The following is a 14,762-nucleotide window of genomic DNA, read 5'->3' on the forward strand; positions in this document are numbered from 1 at the left end:
TCACCGTTCCCAACCTGAGGATCACCTCATCACCATGCCTTCGACCCGAGCTCCACGTAGCCGGTCCTCTGCGGTGGCCAAGGCCGCCAACGCAGGCGACGGCTCGAAGAAGATCTGGATCATCGCCGCAGTCGTGCTGGTGGTGGGCCTGGCCGGGGTGATGGCCGTGGCCCTCGCCGGCGAGGAGACCGCCAGCGAGGTCCGAGCCAACCAGACCGCAGAGGTCACCGTCACCGGCGATCCGGTCCCACCCGCCGACCCCGAAGGAGCCGCCCCCGCCGGCGTCTCGACCCCCGAGCTGTCCGGAACGTCTCTCGACGGCGATCCCATGGCCATCGAACACGACGGCGCCCCCAAGGTCATCGGCTTCTTCACCCACTGGTGCCCGCACTGCCAGGCCGAGGTGCCCGAGGTCAGCGAGTGGTACAACGCCGACAACGCTCCCGACGACGTGGACGTGGTCGCCGTGAGCACGGCGGTGAACCCCACCAGCGACAACTACCCGCCGTCGGACTGGTTCGAGCGCGAGGACTGGGAGGTCCCCACGCTGCTCGACGACGCCGCCAGCAGCGCGGCGAACGCGTTCGGGCTCACCGGCTATCCCTACTGGGTCGCCGTCGACGCCGAGGGCGAGCTCGTCGCCCAGCGCAGCGGGCGCATCGGCATCGAAGAGCTCGAACGGCTCATCGACCAGGCACGAACGGGGGCCTGAGGTGACGGCCACCATCATCGCCGGCGTCGACGGATCCCCCGGCAGCCGAGCAGCGCTGCACTGGGCCATCGAAGAGGCGACGCTGCGCAACGCCACCGTCGACGCGGTCATGACCTGGCAGACACCGACCTACGCCTACACGGGCATGGCCGTGATGCCACCCGTCGCCGAGCTCGGCGAGTCGGCCACGGCCGCGCTCGACGACGCCATCGCCACCGAGACCGCAGACCTCTCCGGCGCTGCGGCCGAGGTCGAGATCCGCCCCGTCGTGGTCGAAGGCCCCACTGCCTCGGTGCTCATCGAACGCTCGGCCGAGGCCGATCTGCTCGTCGTCGGCTCCCGCGGCTACGGCGGGTTCCGGGGGCTCCTGCTCGGCTCGGTGAGCCACCAGTGCGCCAGCCACGCGCACTGCCCGGTCGTCGTCGTCCCCTTCCGCGACGACGACTGAACGTCCCTGTCCGACCGCGCTGAGCGCGCAGTCGTCCTCAGATGGGTTCATTCTCACGACGAGGTGCCGATAGGTCCGTGACCAACGTCTCAACAGAGGCGGTCGAACACGAATCCCGACGATCAACGATGTCTTCTGGGGGAGTCCGATGAATCACATGCGGCGCAGCTGGTGGCAGGTCCTGGCCACCCTTGTCGCCTTCACCCTGATCAGCGCCGCCTGCGGTGGCGGCAACGGCGACGATGCCGCCACCGACACCACCCTGCCACCGCAGGGTCTGATCGGCGGTGACGACGAGGACGAGGGCGACGGATCCGACGACGGCAGCGGCCCCGAGTACGGCGGCCGCATCGTGGTGGCGCTCGAGGCCGAGACCGACAACTGGCTGCCCGGCCAGGCCGACTTCGTGGTGCCCAACGGCAGCTCGGTGGCCCACACCATCTATGACCCCCTGATGATCCTCAACGAGGACGACAAGCTGGTGCCCTACCTCGCCGAGAGCATGGAGCCCAACGACGACCTCACCGAGTGGACGCTCACCCTGCGACCCGACATCACCTTCCACGACGGCTCACCGCTCGACGCCGAGACGCTGGTGTGGAACTTCGACACCCTCCACGACCAGCCCGGATCCAACACCGCGGGCTCCATCGCCAACAACGGCATCGAGGAGGTCGAAGCCATCGACGACCTGACCGTCGTCTACCGCCTGAGCGGACCCAACGCCGCGCTGGCGGACTCGCTGCGCAACTCGCTGGGATGGCCCGTGTCGCGCCAGGCCTACGAGGAGATGGGAGCCGACGAATTCGCCGAGAACCCGGTGGGCACCGGCCCGTTCGAGTTCCAGGAGTGGACCCGCGACGACCGCCTCGTCGTGACCCGGAACGAGAACTACTGGCGCACCGACGAGGACGGCAACCAGCTCCCCTACCTCGACGAGATCGAGTTCCGGCCCATCACCGACGAGGACAGCCGCTATCAGAGCCTCGCGGCCGACTCGGTCCAGGTCATGGTCACCCTCCGCGGCAGCACCGCCAAGCAGGTGCTCAGCCTGGCCGACGAGCGCAACTACCGGGGCAACCTGTACTACGGCAACCAGTCGGGCAGCTCGATCTTCAACACCGAGCGCCCGCCGGTCGACGACCTGCGGGTCCGGAGGGCCCTGGTGGCCGCGAGCGACGGCGAGGCGGTGGCGATCGTGCTCGGCGACGACGGGCTGGTGCCGCCGACCAACCAGTTCTTCAACGACGAGAGCCCGTGGTACTCCGAGGTGGCGGCCGAGGCCTATCCCGCGGCCGACGGCCCCGACCTCGAGCTGGCCGCCGAGCTCATGACCGACTACGTGAACGACCCCGATCGCTCCGACGGCAAGGCCCCGGGCGAACCGGTCGACCTGGAGTACGCCTGCCTACCCGACCCGAGCCTCATCGAGATCGGCCAGCTCTACCAGCAGGACTGGGGCGACATCGCCGGTGGTGGCTATGTCAACGTCAACCTCCGTCAGGTCGAACAGGCAGAGCACGTGAGCAACGGCATCAACGGCGACTACATGATCAACTGCTGGCGGGCGGGCGCCGGCGCCGGCGATCCGCTGACCCAGCTGCAGAGCTTCTTCTCCGATCCCGAGACCAACCCGCTGAACTTCACCAACTTCGGCCATCCCGAGATCGACGAGGCTTTGGTCGACCTCCGCACCAACCTCGACTTCGAGGTCCGCTACGCCGCCGCGGAGACCATCAACCGCATCGCCAACGAGAACTCGGTCATGACCTGGAGCATCGCCACACCGACCTTGGTCGGCTGGCGTGACGACATCCACGGGTTCACCACCTGGCGCCTCCCCGACGGCGACCTGGGCAACGGCACGCCCGGGGGTCACATGCACTTCTCCCAGGTGTGGATGGAGCAGTAGCAGCCCGGCCCCGGTGACACCGCCGGGTCCGCTCCTGTCCACGGGACCCCGACCAGCCGGACTGGTCGGGGTCCCGTGCTGTGTGGTGCCGAATTCTGTGGTGCCGGGGTTGTGCCGTCGCCGGTCCGGCGTGGCAGACTGGGGAAACCCGAGAAGGGGGCGACCGCACACGTGGCGCCCACCACCACAGGAGAACTCGATGCGCCGCCGCATGATGAAGTCGAAGATCCATCGCGCCACGGTCACCGACGCCAACCTCAACTACGTCGGTTCCATCACCATCGACCGTGATCTCATGAGCGCGGCCGATCTGCTCGAGAACGAGCAGGTGCACGTGCTCGACATCGACAACGGAGCCCGGTTCGAGACCTACGTGATCCCCGGCGAAGCCGGCGACATGTGCCTCAACGGGGCGGCTGCCCGCCTCGTCCAACCGGGCGACAAGGTGATCGTGGTGAGCTACGCCGACTACGACGACCACGAGCTCGAGGACTTCGAGCCGCGGGTGGTGCACGTCGACGAGTTCAACCGCCGGCACCAGCCGATCCTGGCCTGAGCCCTCGTCTGCCCGCCCCGACCGCGCGGGCCGCTCCCGCTCGGCCACACTGGATCCTCGTCGTCGTGAGGAGGCCACGGTGGGCAAGCTGAAGTGGGCGGTGGGCGCGATCGCCGCGGTCGCGGTGCTGATCGTGGGGGGCACCTGGGTCTACATCAACGTGATCCGCGACGACCCGCCCGAACGGCTCGCCTTCGACGCCGGCGAGTCTCCGGAGGACGACGGGTCTCCCGACGACGCCACCGCAGGGTCGACCGTCGACGATGCCACGTCTCCCCCGTCGACGGAGGCCACCAGCGGCGGCGATCCTGTTCCGGGCGGCTCGGACGGCGATGACGCGGTGGAGGGCCGATGGGAGCTCGGCGGCGAGTCGGTCGTCGGGTACCGGGTCGAGGAGGTGCTCTTCGGTCAGGCGACCGAGGGGGTCGGACGGACCAGCGAGGTCGACGGTCACCTGACCATCGACGACACGGCGGTCACCGAGGCCACCTTCGTGGTCGACATGGCGACCCTCGAGAGCGACGACAGCCGCCGCGACGACCAGTTCCGTGGCCGCATCATGGACGTCGACACCCATCCCACGGCAACCCTCGAGCTCGTCGAGCCGATCGAGCTGGGAGAGATCCCCGCAGAGGGCGAGGTCGTCGAGGTCACCGCCACGGTCGAGCTGACGCTACGGGGCACGACCCGCACGATCCCGGTCGACCTGCGGGCTCGCCGGACCGACGCCACGATCGAGGTCGACGGTTCGGTGCTGATCGTCTTCGAGGAGTGGGACATCCCCAACCCCAGCCGCACCGGCGTCACCACCGACGACGAAGGCGAGCTGGAGTTCGTGCTGGTGTTCGAGCCGGCCTGAGCCTCGGTCCGCCCCGGCTGTCTCACCCCGCTCCTAGTGTTGACGCCATCGGGCGAGCGATCGCTCCTGGGCGCCGTCACCACCGGAGACATCCAGTCATGACCACCACCGACACGAGCACCGACACGAGCACCGACACCGTGCTTCGGCGGATCCGCGGCCTGCTCGACCAGGCCGAGAGCACGCCCTACCCCGACGAGGCCGAGACGTTCGCGACCAAGGCCGCCGAGCTCATGGCCCGCTACCGGGTCGACGAAGCCATGCTGGAGCGGGCCGGGAGGCACCGTGGTCAGGGCATCATCGAGCTCGACATCGAGCTCGGTCGCGGCCAGTACGTGCGGGCGCGCCTGGCCCTGCTCGGCGCGGTCGCCGGCGCCTTCGGCTGCCGGCTGCTCAGCTCCTCGGGGCCCGACGGCCGCACCGGCCACCTCGTGGGCCATGCCGGCGACGTCGACCGGGTCGCGGTGCTCTACACGTCGCTGCTGGTGCAGGCCACCAGAGCCGCCGACGCCGAGCCCACCCCATCGGGCCACGCCCGCGTCACCTTCAGGCGGGGGTTCCTCCTCGGCTTCGCCAACCGCGTCGGCGACCGGCTGGCCGAGCAGATGGCCTCGGCGGTCGACGACGCAGACCGCGCCGCGCACAGTGGCGGACCATCGGTGGCGCTGGTGCTGGCCGATCGCCGCCACGAGGTCGATTCCTGGGTTTCGGACCGCTACGGTCGGCTCGGCCGCTTGGGTCCGGCCGCCCCGGTCCACCTCGGCGCCGCGGCTCGGGGCGCAGCGGCCGGCGATCGCGCCGACCTCGGTGGCCGTCGCGTCGACGGGCACGGTCGGACCCTCACCCCGTGACCCCGCCGAGCGACCGGCATCGCCAGCGCTGCTACGACGCCGAGGCGAGCGCCTTCGGTGGCACCACGCTCGACCGCCGCATCGGCTGGGACGACCTGGTCGCCTTGTTCGAGGCGGTCACGCGGCACCCCTGGTGGCTCTCACTCGGTGTCGTGCCGCCCGTGCTCCGCCCTGCCCGCCGTGATGCTGCTCGGTCCTCGGCCGACGGTGCAACCATCCGCATCGCGCCCGGGGGCCGTACGGCGCTCACCCTTGGCCACGAGCTGTGCCATCACCTGGTCTCTTCCCTGCAGATCGACGACCCTGGTCACGGTCCCGCCTTCCGTGCCGTCGAGCTGCGGGTCGTCGAGCTTCTCGGCGGGGGAGGCGCACGACAGCAACTGGACCAGGCCTGGCGCCGCCACGGGTTGGATGTCGGCCGGTGGCCGGGTCCCGAGCCGGACAGCAGCGGCCCGGGGCTCGCCACCTCGCTCACCGCAGCAGCGCCCGGCCGGCTGCGGGGAGCGGTTCCGCTGCCCCCCTCGGTGATACCCGAGCCCGTGGTCCGATGACGCTAGGGTTCGACTCCATGGACAAGGTGGTCATCGACTCCGAGATCGTGTCCGAGGTCAAGATCGGCGGAGACTGGTACAGCATCAAGCACGGGAGCCTTCAGATCGGTGAGCTGTCGTGGACCAGCGCCGGGGAGACACAGGTCGACTCCGGCCAGCTCGGGTTCACCTTCGAGATCTACGGCAGCCAGGCCTTGGTGGTCGCGGGACCCCTCACCGCCATCACGGGTGTGCGCTACAGCAAACCCATCTGATCCACGTCACCCCGCTGCAGGGACGACGCCGAGCTCGACCCGGCGCAGCAGCTGCGCGTTGAGGGCAACGACCACGGTGGAGGTCGACATCAGGATCGCGCCCACCGCGATCGGCAGGATGAACCCCCACGGCGCGAGCACCCCTGCGGCGACCGGGAGCGCGACAACGTTGTAGCCGGCCGCCCACCACAGGTTCTGCACCATCTTGCGGTAGGTCTGCTGGGAGAGGTGGCGGATGGCGACCACCCCCCGGGGGTCGTCGGAGGCGAGGATGATGCCCGCCGACTCGATGGCGACGTCGGTCCCCGCGCCGATGGCGATGCCGACGTCGGCTCGGGCCAGCGCAGGAGCGTCGTTGACCCCGTCGCCGACCATCGCCACACGACGCCCGCGATCCTGGAGCGCCTCGACCTTGGCGTCCTTGTCCTCGGGAAGGACCTCGGCGAACACCTCGTCGATCCCGAGCTCTGCTGCCACGGCATCGGCAACCTGTTGGGCATCGCCGGTGATCATGGCCACCGTGACCCCGGCCTCGTGCAGCTGGGCAACCGCGTCGCGGGAGGCGTCGCGGAGCTGGTCCTCGAGGGCGATGGCCCCGATGACCTCGCCGCCGCGAACGACGTGGAGGATCGCGGCCCCTCGGTCCTGCCACCGTTCGAGGTCCTCCCGCAGGTCGTCGGGCACCTGGAGTTCGCGCTCGCGCAACAGCGCGGGACCCCCCACCGCGACCTCGGTGCCGTCCACCGTCGCCTGCACGCCCCGGCCCGCCATCGACTCGAACCCGCTGGCGGTGGGCAGCTCGCCCGCTTCCTCCTGTGCGTAGGTGTGGATGGCGCGAGCGAGGGGGTGCTCCGAGTCGGATTCGACCGCTCCGGCAAGTCTCAGCATCTCCTCCAGGGAGGTGTCTCCCGCAGCCGCCGCGTCGGCCACGGTGTGCTCACCGATGGTGAGGGTGCCGGTCTTGTCGAAGAGCACAGTGTCGATGCTGCGCATCGCCTCGAGTGCCAGGCGGTCCTTTACCAGGATCCCCGACTCCGCCGACTTGGATGTCGAGATGGCGGTGACCAGGGGGATCGCCAGGCCCAGCGCGTGGGGACAGGCGATGATCAGGACCGTGACCGAACGGTCGAGCGCGGCATCGGGCCGGCCGGTGAGCGCCCACACCACGGCGGTGATCGCCGCGGCGGTGACCGCCACGTAGAACAACCACCCAGCAGTTCGGTCGGCCAAACGCTGGGTGCGCGACTTCGACTGTTGGGCATCCTCGACCATCTGCTGGATGCCGGCCAGGGTGGTGTCCTCGCCGACGGCGTCGACCTCGACCCGCAGGCTCGAGCCGGCCACGACGGTCCCGGCGACGACCCGCTCGCCCTCGCCGCGGGTGACGAGCGTGGACTCACCGGTGATCATCGACTCGTCGAGGTCGGCCGAGCCATCGGCGATCCGGCCATCGGCAGGGACCCGGCCTCCTGGACGAACGAGGATCGTGTCGCCGACCGCCAGCTCGTCCACCGCCACCATCTCGGTGGATCCGTCCTCGCCGACCCGTTCGGCCTCGTCGGGCATCATCTCGGCCAGCGCCGCCAGCGCGCCTCGGGCGCTGCCGACCGCCCGCATCTCGACCCAGTGGCCGAGCAGCATCACCGCGATGAGCAGGGCCAGCTCCCACCACACCTCCGAGTCGAAGAACCCCAGCGAGGTCGCCAGGGACGCGAGGTAGGCGACGCTGATCGCCATCCCGATCAGCAGCATCATCCCTGGCTGGCGTTGGCGGATCTCGTGGACGGCACCGCTGAGGAACGGCCACCCGCCGTAGGCCAAGATGATCGAGCCGAGCACCGGGGCCAACGCATCGTCACCGGAGAACTGCGGGGCGGTGTAGCCGAACCAGTCCTGGATCGTGGGCGCCCACACGACCACCGGAACCGACAGCACCAGGGTCAACCAGAAGCGGTCCCGGAACTGAGCTGCGTGGTCGCCGTGGCCGGCGTGGTCCTCGTGTTCCATGACCTATTCCGGATCGGAGGCGAAGACCATCGCGTCGTCGGCGAAGGCCTTGAGCTCGATGGCGTTACCGGCGGGATCGCGGAGGAACATGGTGTGCTGCTCGCCCGGGCGCCCGGCGAAGCGCACATGGGGCTCGAGCACGAACGCGACGCCCGCGTCGCGCAGCCGTGAGGCCAGCCCTTGCCACACCTCGACATCGATCAGGACCCCGAAGTGGGGTACCGGTACCTCGTCGCCGTCCACCGGGTTGGTCGCCGAGTCGCGCAGCTGATCGGGCACCAGGTGGGTCACCAGCTGATGACCGAAGAAGTCGAAGTCGACCCAGGTGTCAGCAGATCGGCCTTCGGGGCATCCGAACAGCTCGCCGTAGAACCGGCGTGCGGCCTCGAGGTCGTCGACCGGCACCGCGAGATGGAAGCGGGGAGGCGGGCTCACGGGAGCAGCGTATCGAGCACCCACCCGCGTCGGGCGATCAGTGGCCATCGTCAGGAGCGGAGCGTCCGCGCCCCGAGGGCGCGTTGGGCGATGGTGGCGACCACCAACGCCGTCATGAGCCACATCCAGCCGGTGAGCCAGCGGGGTAGGGCGAGCATCAGGGAGTACAGCACGATGGTCTCGGTCCCTTCGATCACGCCGACGGGCATCGAGATGCTGGTGGGTGTTCGGCCCGCCTGCCCCCGCTTCTCCATCAGGGCCGACAGGTACGCCCACGACACCGAGTTCACGTAGAAGGAAGCCAGCAGGGCGGCGCACGCGATCCAGGTCGCTCGGTCGTCGACCGCGAAGGCGAGCCCCAGCGGGACGACGGCGTACACCACCGTGTCGGCGAGCTGGTCGAGGTACCCGCCGAGGTCGCTCGTCGAGCCGCGCTGTCGGGCGACCGCACCGTCGAGACCGTCTGCGACACGGCTCAGCCACCAGAGCAGCAACGCGACGACGAACAGCTCCAATGCCGCGAACGCGCCCGCGGCCACGCCCGTGACGAGCGACGCCGAGGTGAGCGCCGACGGCGACATCCTGGGGGCGAGCACCCGGACGAGCGGTCGGGCCACCCGGTCCTTCACCGGGCGAAGGTGGGCGTCGATCACCAGGGCCGGACCCCGCCCGTCACGGGGCGAGGATCCTGACCTCGACCGCGCCGACGTTGCCTCCCGTCGACCGGTCGACGTCGAAGCGGAACACCTGACCGGTGGTCTCGACCTCGGCGATCTCGAGCTCGGCCGGGGTTGCAGCAGGGAACGGGCCGAGCGGTTCACCTCCGTCCACGGTCACGGTGAACATCTCGGCGATGGCGGACCCATCGGCCATGGACCGGGTCACGAACTCCACCCCGCCGACCTCGGCAGGCGCACCGAGGTCGACCGTGATGGAGGCATCGTCGCCGTCACCCGCCGATGACCACTCGGTCAGGCCGTCACCGTCGATCGCGAGCTCGGCGCCGAAGCTCGCACCGAACTCCGAGCTCACCTCCGACACCGTCGCATCGAGTGCGAGGTTGGTGCCGGTGCGCTCCGGGGCCGGCTCGGTGCCGGATTCGGGAATGGTGAAGGTGCCCGTCTCGGACCGGAACTGGCGACCGTCGGCGGTCGAACCCTGAACCCGGAACACGTAGGTGCGTCCCGGCTCGGCACCGGGGAGCGACACATCGTGTTCGATGATGCCGGTACCGCTCATGGCGAGACTGTTGTTGAAGTTGCCGAAGCTCTCGTCCTCGCCCCAGATGATGGCGCAGATCATCGGTTCGGTGGTCGTGACCCGGAAGATCCCCCGGTCGGGGTCGGCGGGGTCGGCCTCGAAGACGAAGTCGCTGTCCTGGACCTCGCTGAAGGGCAGAAGTTCGGCGTCCGCGGCGCTGTCGGAGTCATCCGATGGCGAGCAGGCAGCGAGGACCACCAGTGCCGCGGCGGTCACGCCCAACGCCATCAGATGCCGCCACGCCGTGACGCGGCGCCTGGTAAGAGTCGAGATCGACACGCTCATCTGTCGAGATGATAGGTCTGGTTCGGGGTGATGAAGGGATCGGTCCCAGGTGGTGCAGCGCTGCCAGCCCGGGGGGCCCGCCGCCGAAGCAGGCGTGAGGCGGCGATGCTGGCGAGGATGAGGACCACCGACACCACGAGTGCGGTGCGGTCGATCCCTCCGACCCCGGTGGTCAGATCGCTCAGTGAGGCGCCGAGCAGCACGAAGGAGACGGTGCCGGGCAGCGAGCCGATGGCGGTGGCGGCGAGAAACGACCACCGGCGGACTCCCAGGTAGCCGGCGGCGTAGTTCACCAGGTCATAGGGAAGGAAAATGAGCCGCATGAGCAGTACCGCCTCGAAGCTGTTGCGTCGCAGGCGGCCGCGCCAGGTCGCCACCAGGCCCGCCCGCTCGACATCGCCGATGAAGCTCCGACCCACGGCGTGGCCGATCAGCGCCGATCCGTTGGCCCCCGCGGCGGCGATGACGACACCCGCGACCGGTCCGTAGAGCAGGCCGGCGGCGACGGTGATCAAGGTGGCGGGCACCAGGACGAAGGGCCGGGCGAGCGAGAGGAGCAGGAACGCCGGCACCGACCACCACGCTCCACGGATCGACTCCACCAGTTCCTGTGCCGCAGCGGTGGTTCCCAGCCCCGAGCTCCATCGGTAGGCGAACCACGCGATGACGATGGTGAGCCACGCCGCGACCAGCCCTGCAAGTCGTCGCCGCCTCATGAGAAGGAGAACCCTCCGCTGCTCCCCTGAATTCCCGCCTGGCCGGGCCCGGAATGACGCGGTGTGCAACGGGGTTCCACCTGGCATGCCCATGACCTATGACCTGCTGGTGATCGGCGGCGGTGCCGGCGGTCTCGTCGCCGCGCGCGAGGCCAGGCGGCGCGGCGCCTCGTGCCTGATCGTGCAGGACGGACCCGTCGGCGGCGACTGCACCTTCACCGGGTGCGTGCCCTCCAAGGCGCTGATCGCTGCCGCCAACCGGGGCGAGTCGTTCGACGACGCCATGTCGGCGGTGCGTCGAGCGATCGAACGGATCGCCGCCACCGAGGACGCGGCTGCGCTGTCCCAGGCGGGGATCGATGTGATCGACGGACGAGCCCTGGTCGTCGCTCCCGACGCCGTGGAGGTCGATGGCGCGCGGATGCAGGGCCGCAACCTGGTGGTGGCGACCGGATCACGACCAGCGATGCCGCCGATCCCCGGTCTCGCCGAGCTGGAACCGCTCACCACCGAGACGCTGTTCGACACGTTGGCGCTTCCCGAGTCGTTGGTGATCCTCGGGGGTGGTCCCATCGGGTGCGAGATGGCGCAGGCCTTCGCCCGCCTCGGCACCCGGGTCACCCTGATCGAGGCGTTGGATCGCCTTCTGGGCCACGAGGAACCCGACGCCTCCGAGGTGGTCGCCGAGGCCCTGCGAGACGACGGCGTCACGGTGATCACCGATGCCACCGTCGACCGGGCGGGACGACTGGATGACGGGACCGTGTGGGTGCACCTTGCCGACGGTGCCCAGGTCGACGCCGCCGAGCTGCTGGTGGCCACCGGCCGGGTGCCGTCGGGAGGCGGCATCGGCCTGGAGGAGATCGGGGTCGAGGTCGACGTGCGAGGCGCGGTCGTCGTCGACGCCACGATGGCGACCTCGGTTCGTGGTGTCTGGGCGGTCGGAGACGTCACCGGCGGGATGCAGTTCACTCACGTGGCCGGCCGCCAGGGGTGGGTGGCGGCGTCGAACGCGCTGGCGAAGCTGGCCCGACTCCATCGCTTCCGGTTCGATCCGACGGCGATCCCCTGGGTGACCTTCACCAGCCCCGAGGTCGGTCGGGTCGGGTTCACCGAGGCCGAGGCCGCCGAACACCATCCCCGTGCCAGGGTGGTCCATCTCGATCTCGCCCATGTCGACCGGGCAGTCACATCAGGGGACGAGCGGGGGTTCGTGAAGCTCATCGCCGCCCCCAAGCGCGGCGCTCGACACCTCGGCGGAGGACAGATCATCGGTGCGACCGTGGTGGCACCGACCGGCGGTGACCTCGTCCACGAGGCGGCGCTGGCCATGCAGACCAAGATGTTTGCCGGTCGGCTGGCACAGACCACCCATGCCTACCCCTCGTGGGCGATGGCCATCCAGCAGGCCGCCCTGGCCTTCTTCGGAAGCTCGGCGGGAGTCGAAGCACGCCCGGTCCGCAGGCAGGGCTGACCAGCTCAGGGGGACGGCGACTCCTCGCCACGGGCGAGTCGTTCGCCGAAGTGGCGGAGGCGATCGACCGCGTCCTGGGGCACCTCGGCGCAATGGGTCGCGAGGCTGGTCTTGATCCGCTCGTAGGTCTCTGCTTCGAGCCCGCACCGGCGGCACTCCTCGAGGTGGTCGGCGATGAGCTCGGCCCGGTCAGGGTCGATGTGGCCGTCGAGGTAGCGCTGGAGCAGCTTGCCGACCTGGTGGCAGTCCATCTGCACGCCCCGTCGCCTGAACAGGTTCGTGATCCACTGCTTCATGAGGTGCTCCTGGGGGCCAGTCCAGACTGGTCGAGCTGGTCGCGGATGCGGCGCCGGGCCCGGTGGAGACGGCTCATCACCGTGCCCACCGGGATGTCGAGGGCGTCGGCTGCCTCGGCGTAGGTCAGCCCATCGATGTCGACCAGCTCGACGATCCGCCGAAACGGTGGATCGAGCGCATCGAGGGCGTCGGTGATCGCGGCATCGAAGGAACGGTCGACGAAGTCGTCGACCCGCTCGTCGCTCGCCGCCTCGATCATCCGGTCGTTCGTCTCGTCGGGATCACGCAGCAGCTCGGGTCGGCGCTTGCGATTGCGGTTGATGTGGGTGTTGCGCAGGATCGTCAACAGCCACGCCCGTGGATAACGGCCGTCGAAGCGGTCGATGGCCCGATAGGCGCGCACCAGGGTGTCCTGCACCAGGTCTTCGGCCTCGGCGTGGTCTCGGGTGAGCGACATGGCGACGCGCAGCATCACCTCGATCTCGGGCAGCACATAGCGTTCGAACGCCGCCTGCTCGGCCTTCTGATCCGGCACGCACCGGGAACCCTAGCGCAACCGCCCCTATTCCGGGGAAGAGTCGGGCCGGCTACCGGGTTCCGTGTGGCGTGCGCATCGTCGACGTGCTCGCCCATCTCCGCTACCGGCGCTTCCTCGACGCGCACGTCGACCACGAGCTGAGCGACGTGTTCGCAACGCGGGTGGCGACCCATGTGGCCAGCTGCCCCCGATGCGCCCGCGAGGCGGATCTCGCCATGGTCGTCAAGAGTCACCTCGCGCTGCACCGGTTCCTTCCGCCACGGCCGGATCGTGACAGAGGGTGCAGCACCTGAGCCACGGGGCGTGGGTCAGGGCGTGGCGGCGGGCTGCTCGGTCAGCGCGGAGTCAGGTTGGAAGGCCGCCCACGCGAACCAGAACGTGTCGAGGTGCTCGACCGGTGTCAGGCGTTCGCCGGTGAGGGGGCCGTCGACGGCATGGCCGAGGATGTTCCACTCCGAGCCGGTCTGATCGTCGGTGAAGCCGCCGTCGTCCCCGGTGAAGGTGAGATCCTGTCCGTCGGCTGCGGGGATGAACACCCCGGTCGACCCGACGTCGTCGCCGTCGGCGATCGAAGCCGAGTCGAGCGCCGACGCGGTGCCCGGCTCCCAGAACACGACCAGTCGCTGTCCGCCCAGCTCGTGGGCGACGACCCGCTCGTCGCGCAGCTGGGTGAGCGGAACCGCCAGGGCCTCGTCGTCGAGCTGGATGCCGACGATCCTCGTCATCGCGGTGAAGCGACCGTCGACCTCGCCCTCGAACAGGAACGGCTGACTGGTCACATCGTCGTAGCCGGGATAGGGGTTGCGCCCGTAGTCCCTCGAGAACCCGGTCTCGCGGCTGAGCACCAGGGCATCAGGGTGGGTGTCTCGCCAGCGACCCCAGGGAACGGTGGCGACCGGGAAGGTGTCGAGGGTGGTGCCGGTGAGCTCGCCGACGATTCCCTGGCCGGTGAAGTGGCTCCACAACGTCTCGGTCTGGCGGTCGTACATGACCAGCGCCGAGTTCCACAGCATCCCCGAGGTGCCGAAGTCGACCACCAGGTCGTCGAGGCGCCGGTCATAGGCCACCGCCGAGTTGCACAGCGGGCAGTAGGTGACCGACACGGGCACGCCGGCGATGGTGTCGTTCACGATCTCGTGCCACATCAGGATCTGCACCGGATAGGCCCGCGCCTCGCCGTCGATCTCGACCGCGAGCACCGGTTCGTTGTCGGCCAGGAAATCCACGTCGTCGACCGAGGAGAACCGGGGCTCGTCGATCGGTGGGATGCCATCGGGTGGAGGTCCGCCGCTGATGATCTCGTCCATCGGTACGAGCGGGCTCGGCCCCTCGACCTCGGCCTGTCCCCTGGCCATGTCGAGTCCCGAGATGGTCACCGTCGACGGCGACGAAGCGATCTGGTCGACCGTGATCGACGTGGAGTCCTCGGCCGGTTCGGTCCCGTCCTCGGTCCCGTCTTCGGGCGGGCTCTCGGCCGGTTCGTCGCTCTCCCCGGCCGAGCACGCGGCCAGCAGGAGCACCAGCACCGCGAGCAAGCCGGTGCGGCGGCGGAAACGGGATGTGAGGAGATCCATACGAGTGGAAACCCGGCGAGGCAGCGAGGACTT

Annotated in this window: 18 protein-coding genes; 10 read left to right on the plus strand and 8 right to left on the minus strand. The window is 69.7% G+C overall.

Annotated features, from left to right (window positions below):
* The first annotated feature begins 34 nt into the window (after nucleotides 1-34).
* From U5K29_09740 to U5K29_09775, 8 genes are all read left to right on the plus strand, one after another.
* Entirely contained in the window at nucleotides 35-712 is a 678-nt protein-coding gene (locus tag U5K29_09740; protein ID MDZ7678822.1) for a TlpA disulfide reductase family protein, read from the plus strand.
* Nucleotide 713: 1 nt separating this feature from the next.
* Nucleotides 714-1,160, plus strand: coding sequence for a universal stress protein (locus U5K29_09745; GenBank protein MDZ7678823.1), 447 nt, complete (start codon nucleotides 714-716; stop codon nucleotides 1,158-1,160).
* A 157-nt stretch (nucleotides 1,161-1,317) separates the two neighbouring features.
* Entirely contained in the window at nucleotides 1,318-3,072 is a 1,755-nt protein-coding gene (locus tag U5K29_09750) for an ABC transporter substrate-binding protein (GenBank protein ID MDZ7678824.1), read from the plus strand.
* 199 nt (nucleotides 3,073-3,271) lie between these two features.
* Complete coding sequence (gene panD, locus U5K29_09755; GenBank protein ID MDZ7678825.1) at nucleotides 3,272-3,628, plus strand: aspartate 1-decarboxylase; 357 nt, start codon at nucleotides 3,272-3,274, stop codon at nucleotides 3,626-3,628.
* A 79-nt stretch (nucleotides 3,629-3,707) separates the two neighbouring features.
* The gene (locus tag U5K29_09760; GenBank protein ID MDZ7678826.1) at nucleotides 3,708-4,487 is read left to right on the plus strand and encodes a YceI family protein; all 780 of its coding nucleotides are present in this window, start codon (nucleotides 3,708-3,710) and stop codon (nucleotides 4,485-4,487) included.
* A gap of 98 nt (nucleotides 4,488-4,585) precedes the next feature.
* The gene (locus tag U5K29_09765; protein ID MDZ7678827.1) at nucleotides 4,586-5,338 is read left to right on the plus strand and encodes a DUF2786 domain-containing protein; all 753 of its coding nucleotides are present in this window, start codon (nucleotides 4,586-4,588) and stop codon (nucleotides 5,336-5,338) included.
* Nucleotides 5,335-5,889 carry a hypothetical protein gene (locus tag U5K29_09770; protein ID MDZ7678828.1) on the plus strand — a complete coding sequence of 185 codons (555 nt, stop codon included), beginning with the start codon at nucleotides 5,335-5,337 and terminating at the stop codon, nucleotides 5,887-5,889. The genes U5K29_09765 and U5K29_09770 overlap by 4 nt, the downstream gene beginning before the upstream one ends.
* Nucleotides 5,890-5,906: 17 nt before the next feature.
* The gene (locus U5K29_09775; GenBank protein ID MDZ7678829.1) at nucleotides 5,907-6,143 is read left to right on the plus strand and encodes a hypothetical protein; all 237 of its coding nucleotides are present in this window, start codon (nucleotides 5,907-5,909) and stop codon (nucleotides 6,141-6,143) included.
* Between the two features lie 6 nt (nucleotides 6,144-6,149).
* Here U5K29_09775 and U5K29_09780 read toward each other — a convergent pair whose 3' ends face one another.
* From U5K29_09780 to U5K29_09800, 5 genes are read right to left on the minus strand one after another with little or no spacing between them, the layout of a single operon-like run.
* Nucleotides 6,150-8,150 carry a heavy metal translocating P-type ATPase gene (locus tag U5K29_09780; GenBank protein MDZ7678830.1) on the minus strand — a complete coding sequence of 667 codons (2,001 nt, stop codon included), beginning with the start codon at nucleotides 8,148-8,150 and terminating at the stop codon, nucleotides 6,150-6,152.
* Nucleotides 8,151-8,153: 3 nt separating this feature from the next.
* Nucleotides 8,154-8,585 (minus strand): VOC family protein, encoded by a 432-nt coding sequence (locus U5K29_09785; GenBank protein ID MDZ7678831.1) that lies wholly within the window; start codon nucleotides 8,583-8,585, stop codon nucleotides 8,154-8,156.
* 50 nt (nucleotides 8,586-8,635) lie between these two features.
* Nucleotides 8,636-9,238 carry a CDP-alcohol phosphatidyltransferase family protein gene (locus tag U5K29_09790; protein MDZ7678832.1) on the minus strand — a complete coding sequence of 201 codons (603 nt, stop codon included), beginning with the start codon at nucleotides 9,236-9,238 and terminating at the stop codon, nucleotides 8,636-8,638.
* Between the two features lie 19 nt (nucleotides 9,239-9,257).
* Entirely contained in the window at nucleotides 9,258-10,130 is an 873-nt protein-coding gene (locus U5K29_09795; protein MDZ7678833.1) for a discoidin domain-containing protein, read from the minus strand.
* The gene (locus tag U5K29_09800) at nucleotides 10,127-10,846 is read right to left on the minus strand and encodes a VTT domain-containing protein (protein MDZ7678834.1); all 720 of its coding nucleotides are present in this window, start codon (nucleotides 10,844-10,846) and stop codon (nucleotides 10,127-10,129) included. Before U5K29_09800 ends, U5K29_09795 begins: the two co-directional genes overlap by 4 nt.
* 85 nt (nucleotides 10,847-10,931) lie before the next feature.
* On the opposite strand from U5K29_09800, the gene U5K29_09805 reads away from it, so the two are divergent.
* Entirely contained in the window at nucleotides 10,932-12,320 is a 1,389-nt protein-coding gene (locus U5K29_09805) for an NAD(P)/FAD-dependent oxidoreductase (protein MDZ7678835.1), read from the plus strand.
* 5 nt (nucleotides 12,321-12,325) lie between these two features.
* Here the strand turns inward: U5K29_09805 and U5K29_09810 are convergent, their stop codons facing one another.
* Nucleotides 12,326-12,616, minus strand: a complete 291-nt coding sequence (locus tag U5K29_09810) for a zf-HC2 domain-containing protein (GenBank protein ID MDZ7678836.1) — start codon at nucleotides 12,614-12,616, stop codon at nucleotides 12,326-12,328.
* On the minus strand, nucleotides 12,613-13,152 hold the full coding sequence (locus U5K29_09815; GenBank protein ID MDZ7678837.1) for a sigma-70 family RNA polymerase sigma factor: 540 nt from the start codon (nucleotides 13,150-13,152) through the stop codon (nucleotides 12,613-12,615). The genes U5K29_09810 and U5K29_09815 overlap by 4 nt, the downstream gene beginning before the upstream one ends.
* 71 nt (nucleotides 13,153-13,223) lie before the next feature.
* Between U5K29_09815 and U5K29_09820 the strand changes: the two genes are divergently transcribed.
* On the plus strand, nucleotides 13,224-13,448 hold the full coding sequence (locus tag U5K29_09820) for a zf-HC2 domain-containing protein (GenBank protein ID MDZ7678838.1): 225 nt from the start codon (nucleotides 13,224-13,226) through the stop codon (nucleotides 13,446-13,448).
* A gap of 15 nt (nucleotides 13,449-13,463) precedes the next feature.
* Here U5K29_09820 and U5K29_09825 read toward each other — a convergent pair whose 3' ends face one another.
* Complete coding sequence (locus U5K29_09825) at nucleotides 13,464-14,729, minus strand: DUF3179 domain-containing protein (protein ID MDZ7678839.1); 1,266 nt, start codon at nucleotides 14,727-14,729, stop codon at nucleotides 13,464-13,466.
* Between the last annotated feature and the right edge of the window lie 33 nt (nucleotides 14,730-14,762).

The sequence above is a fragment of the Acidimicrobiales bacterium genome, assembly GCA_034521975.1.
In the GTDB taxonomy this organism is placed as follows: Bacteria; Actinomycetota; Acidimicrobiia; order Acidimicrobiales; family SKKL01; genus SKKL01.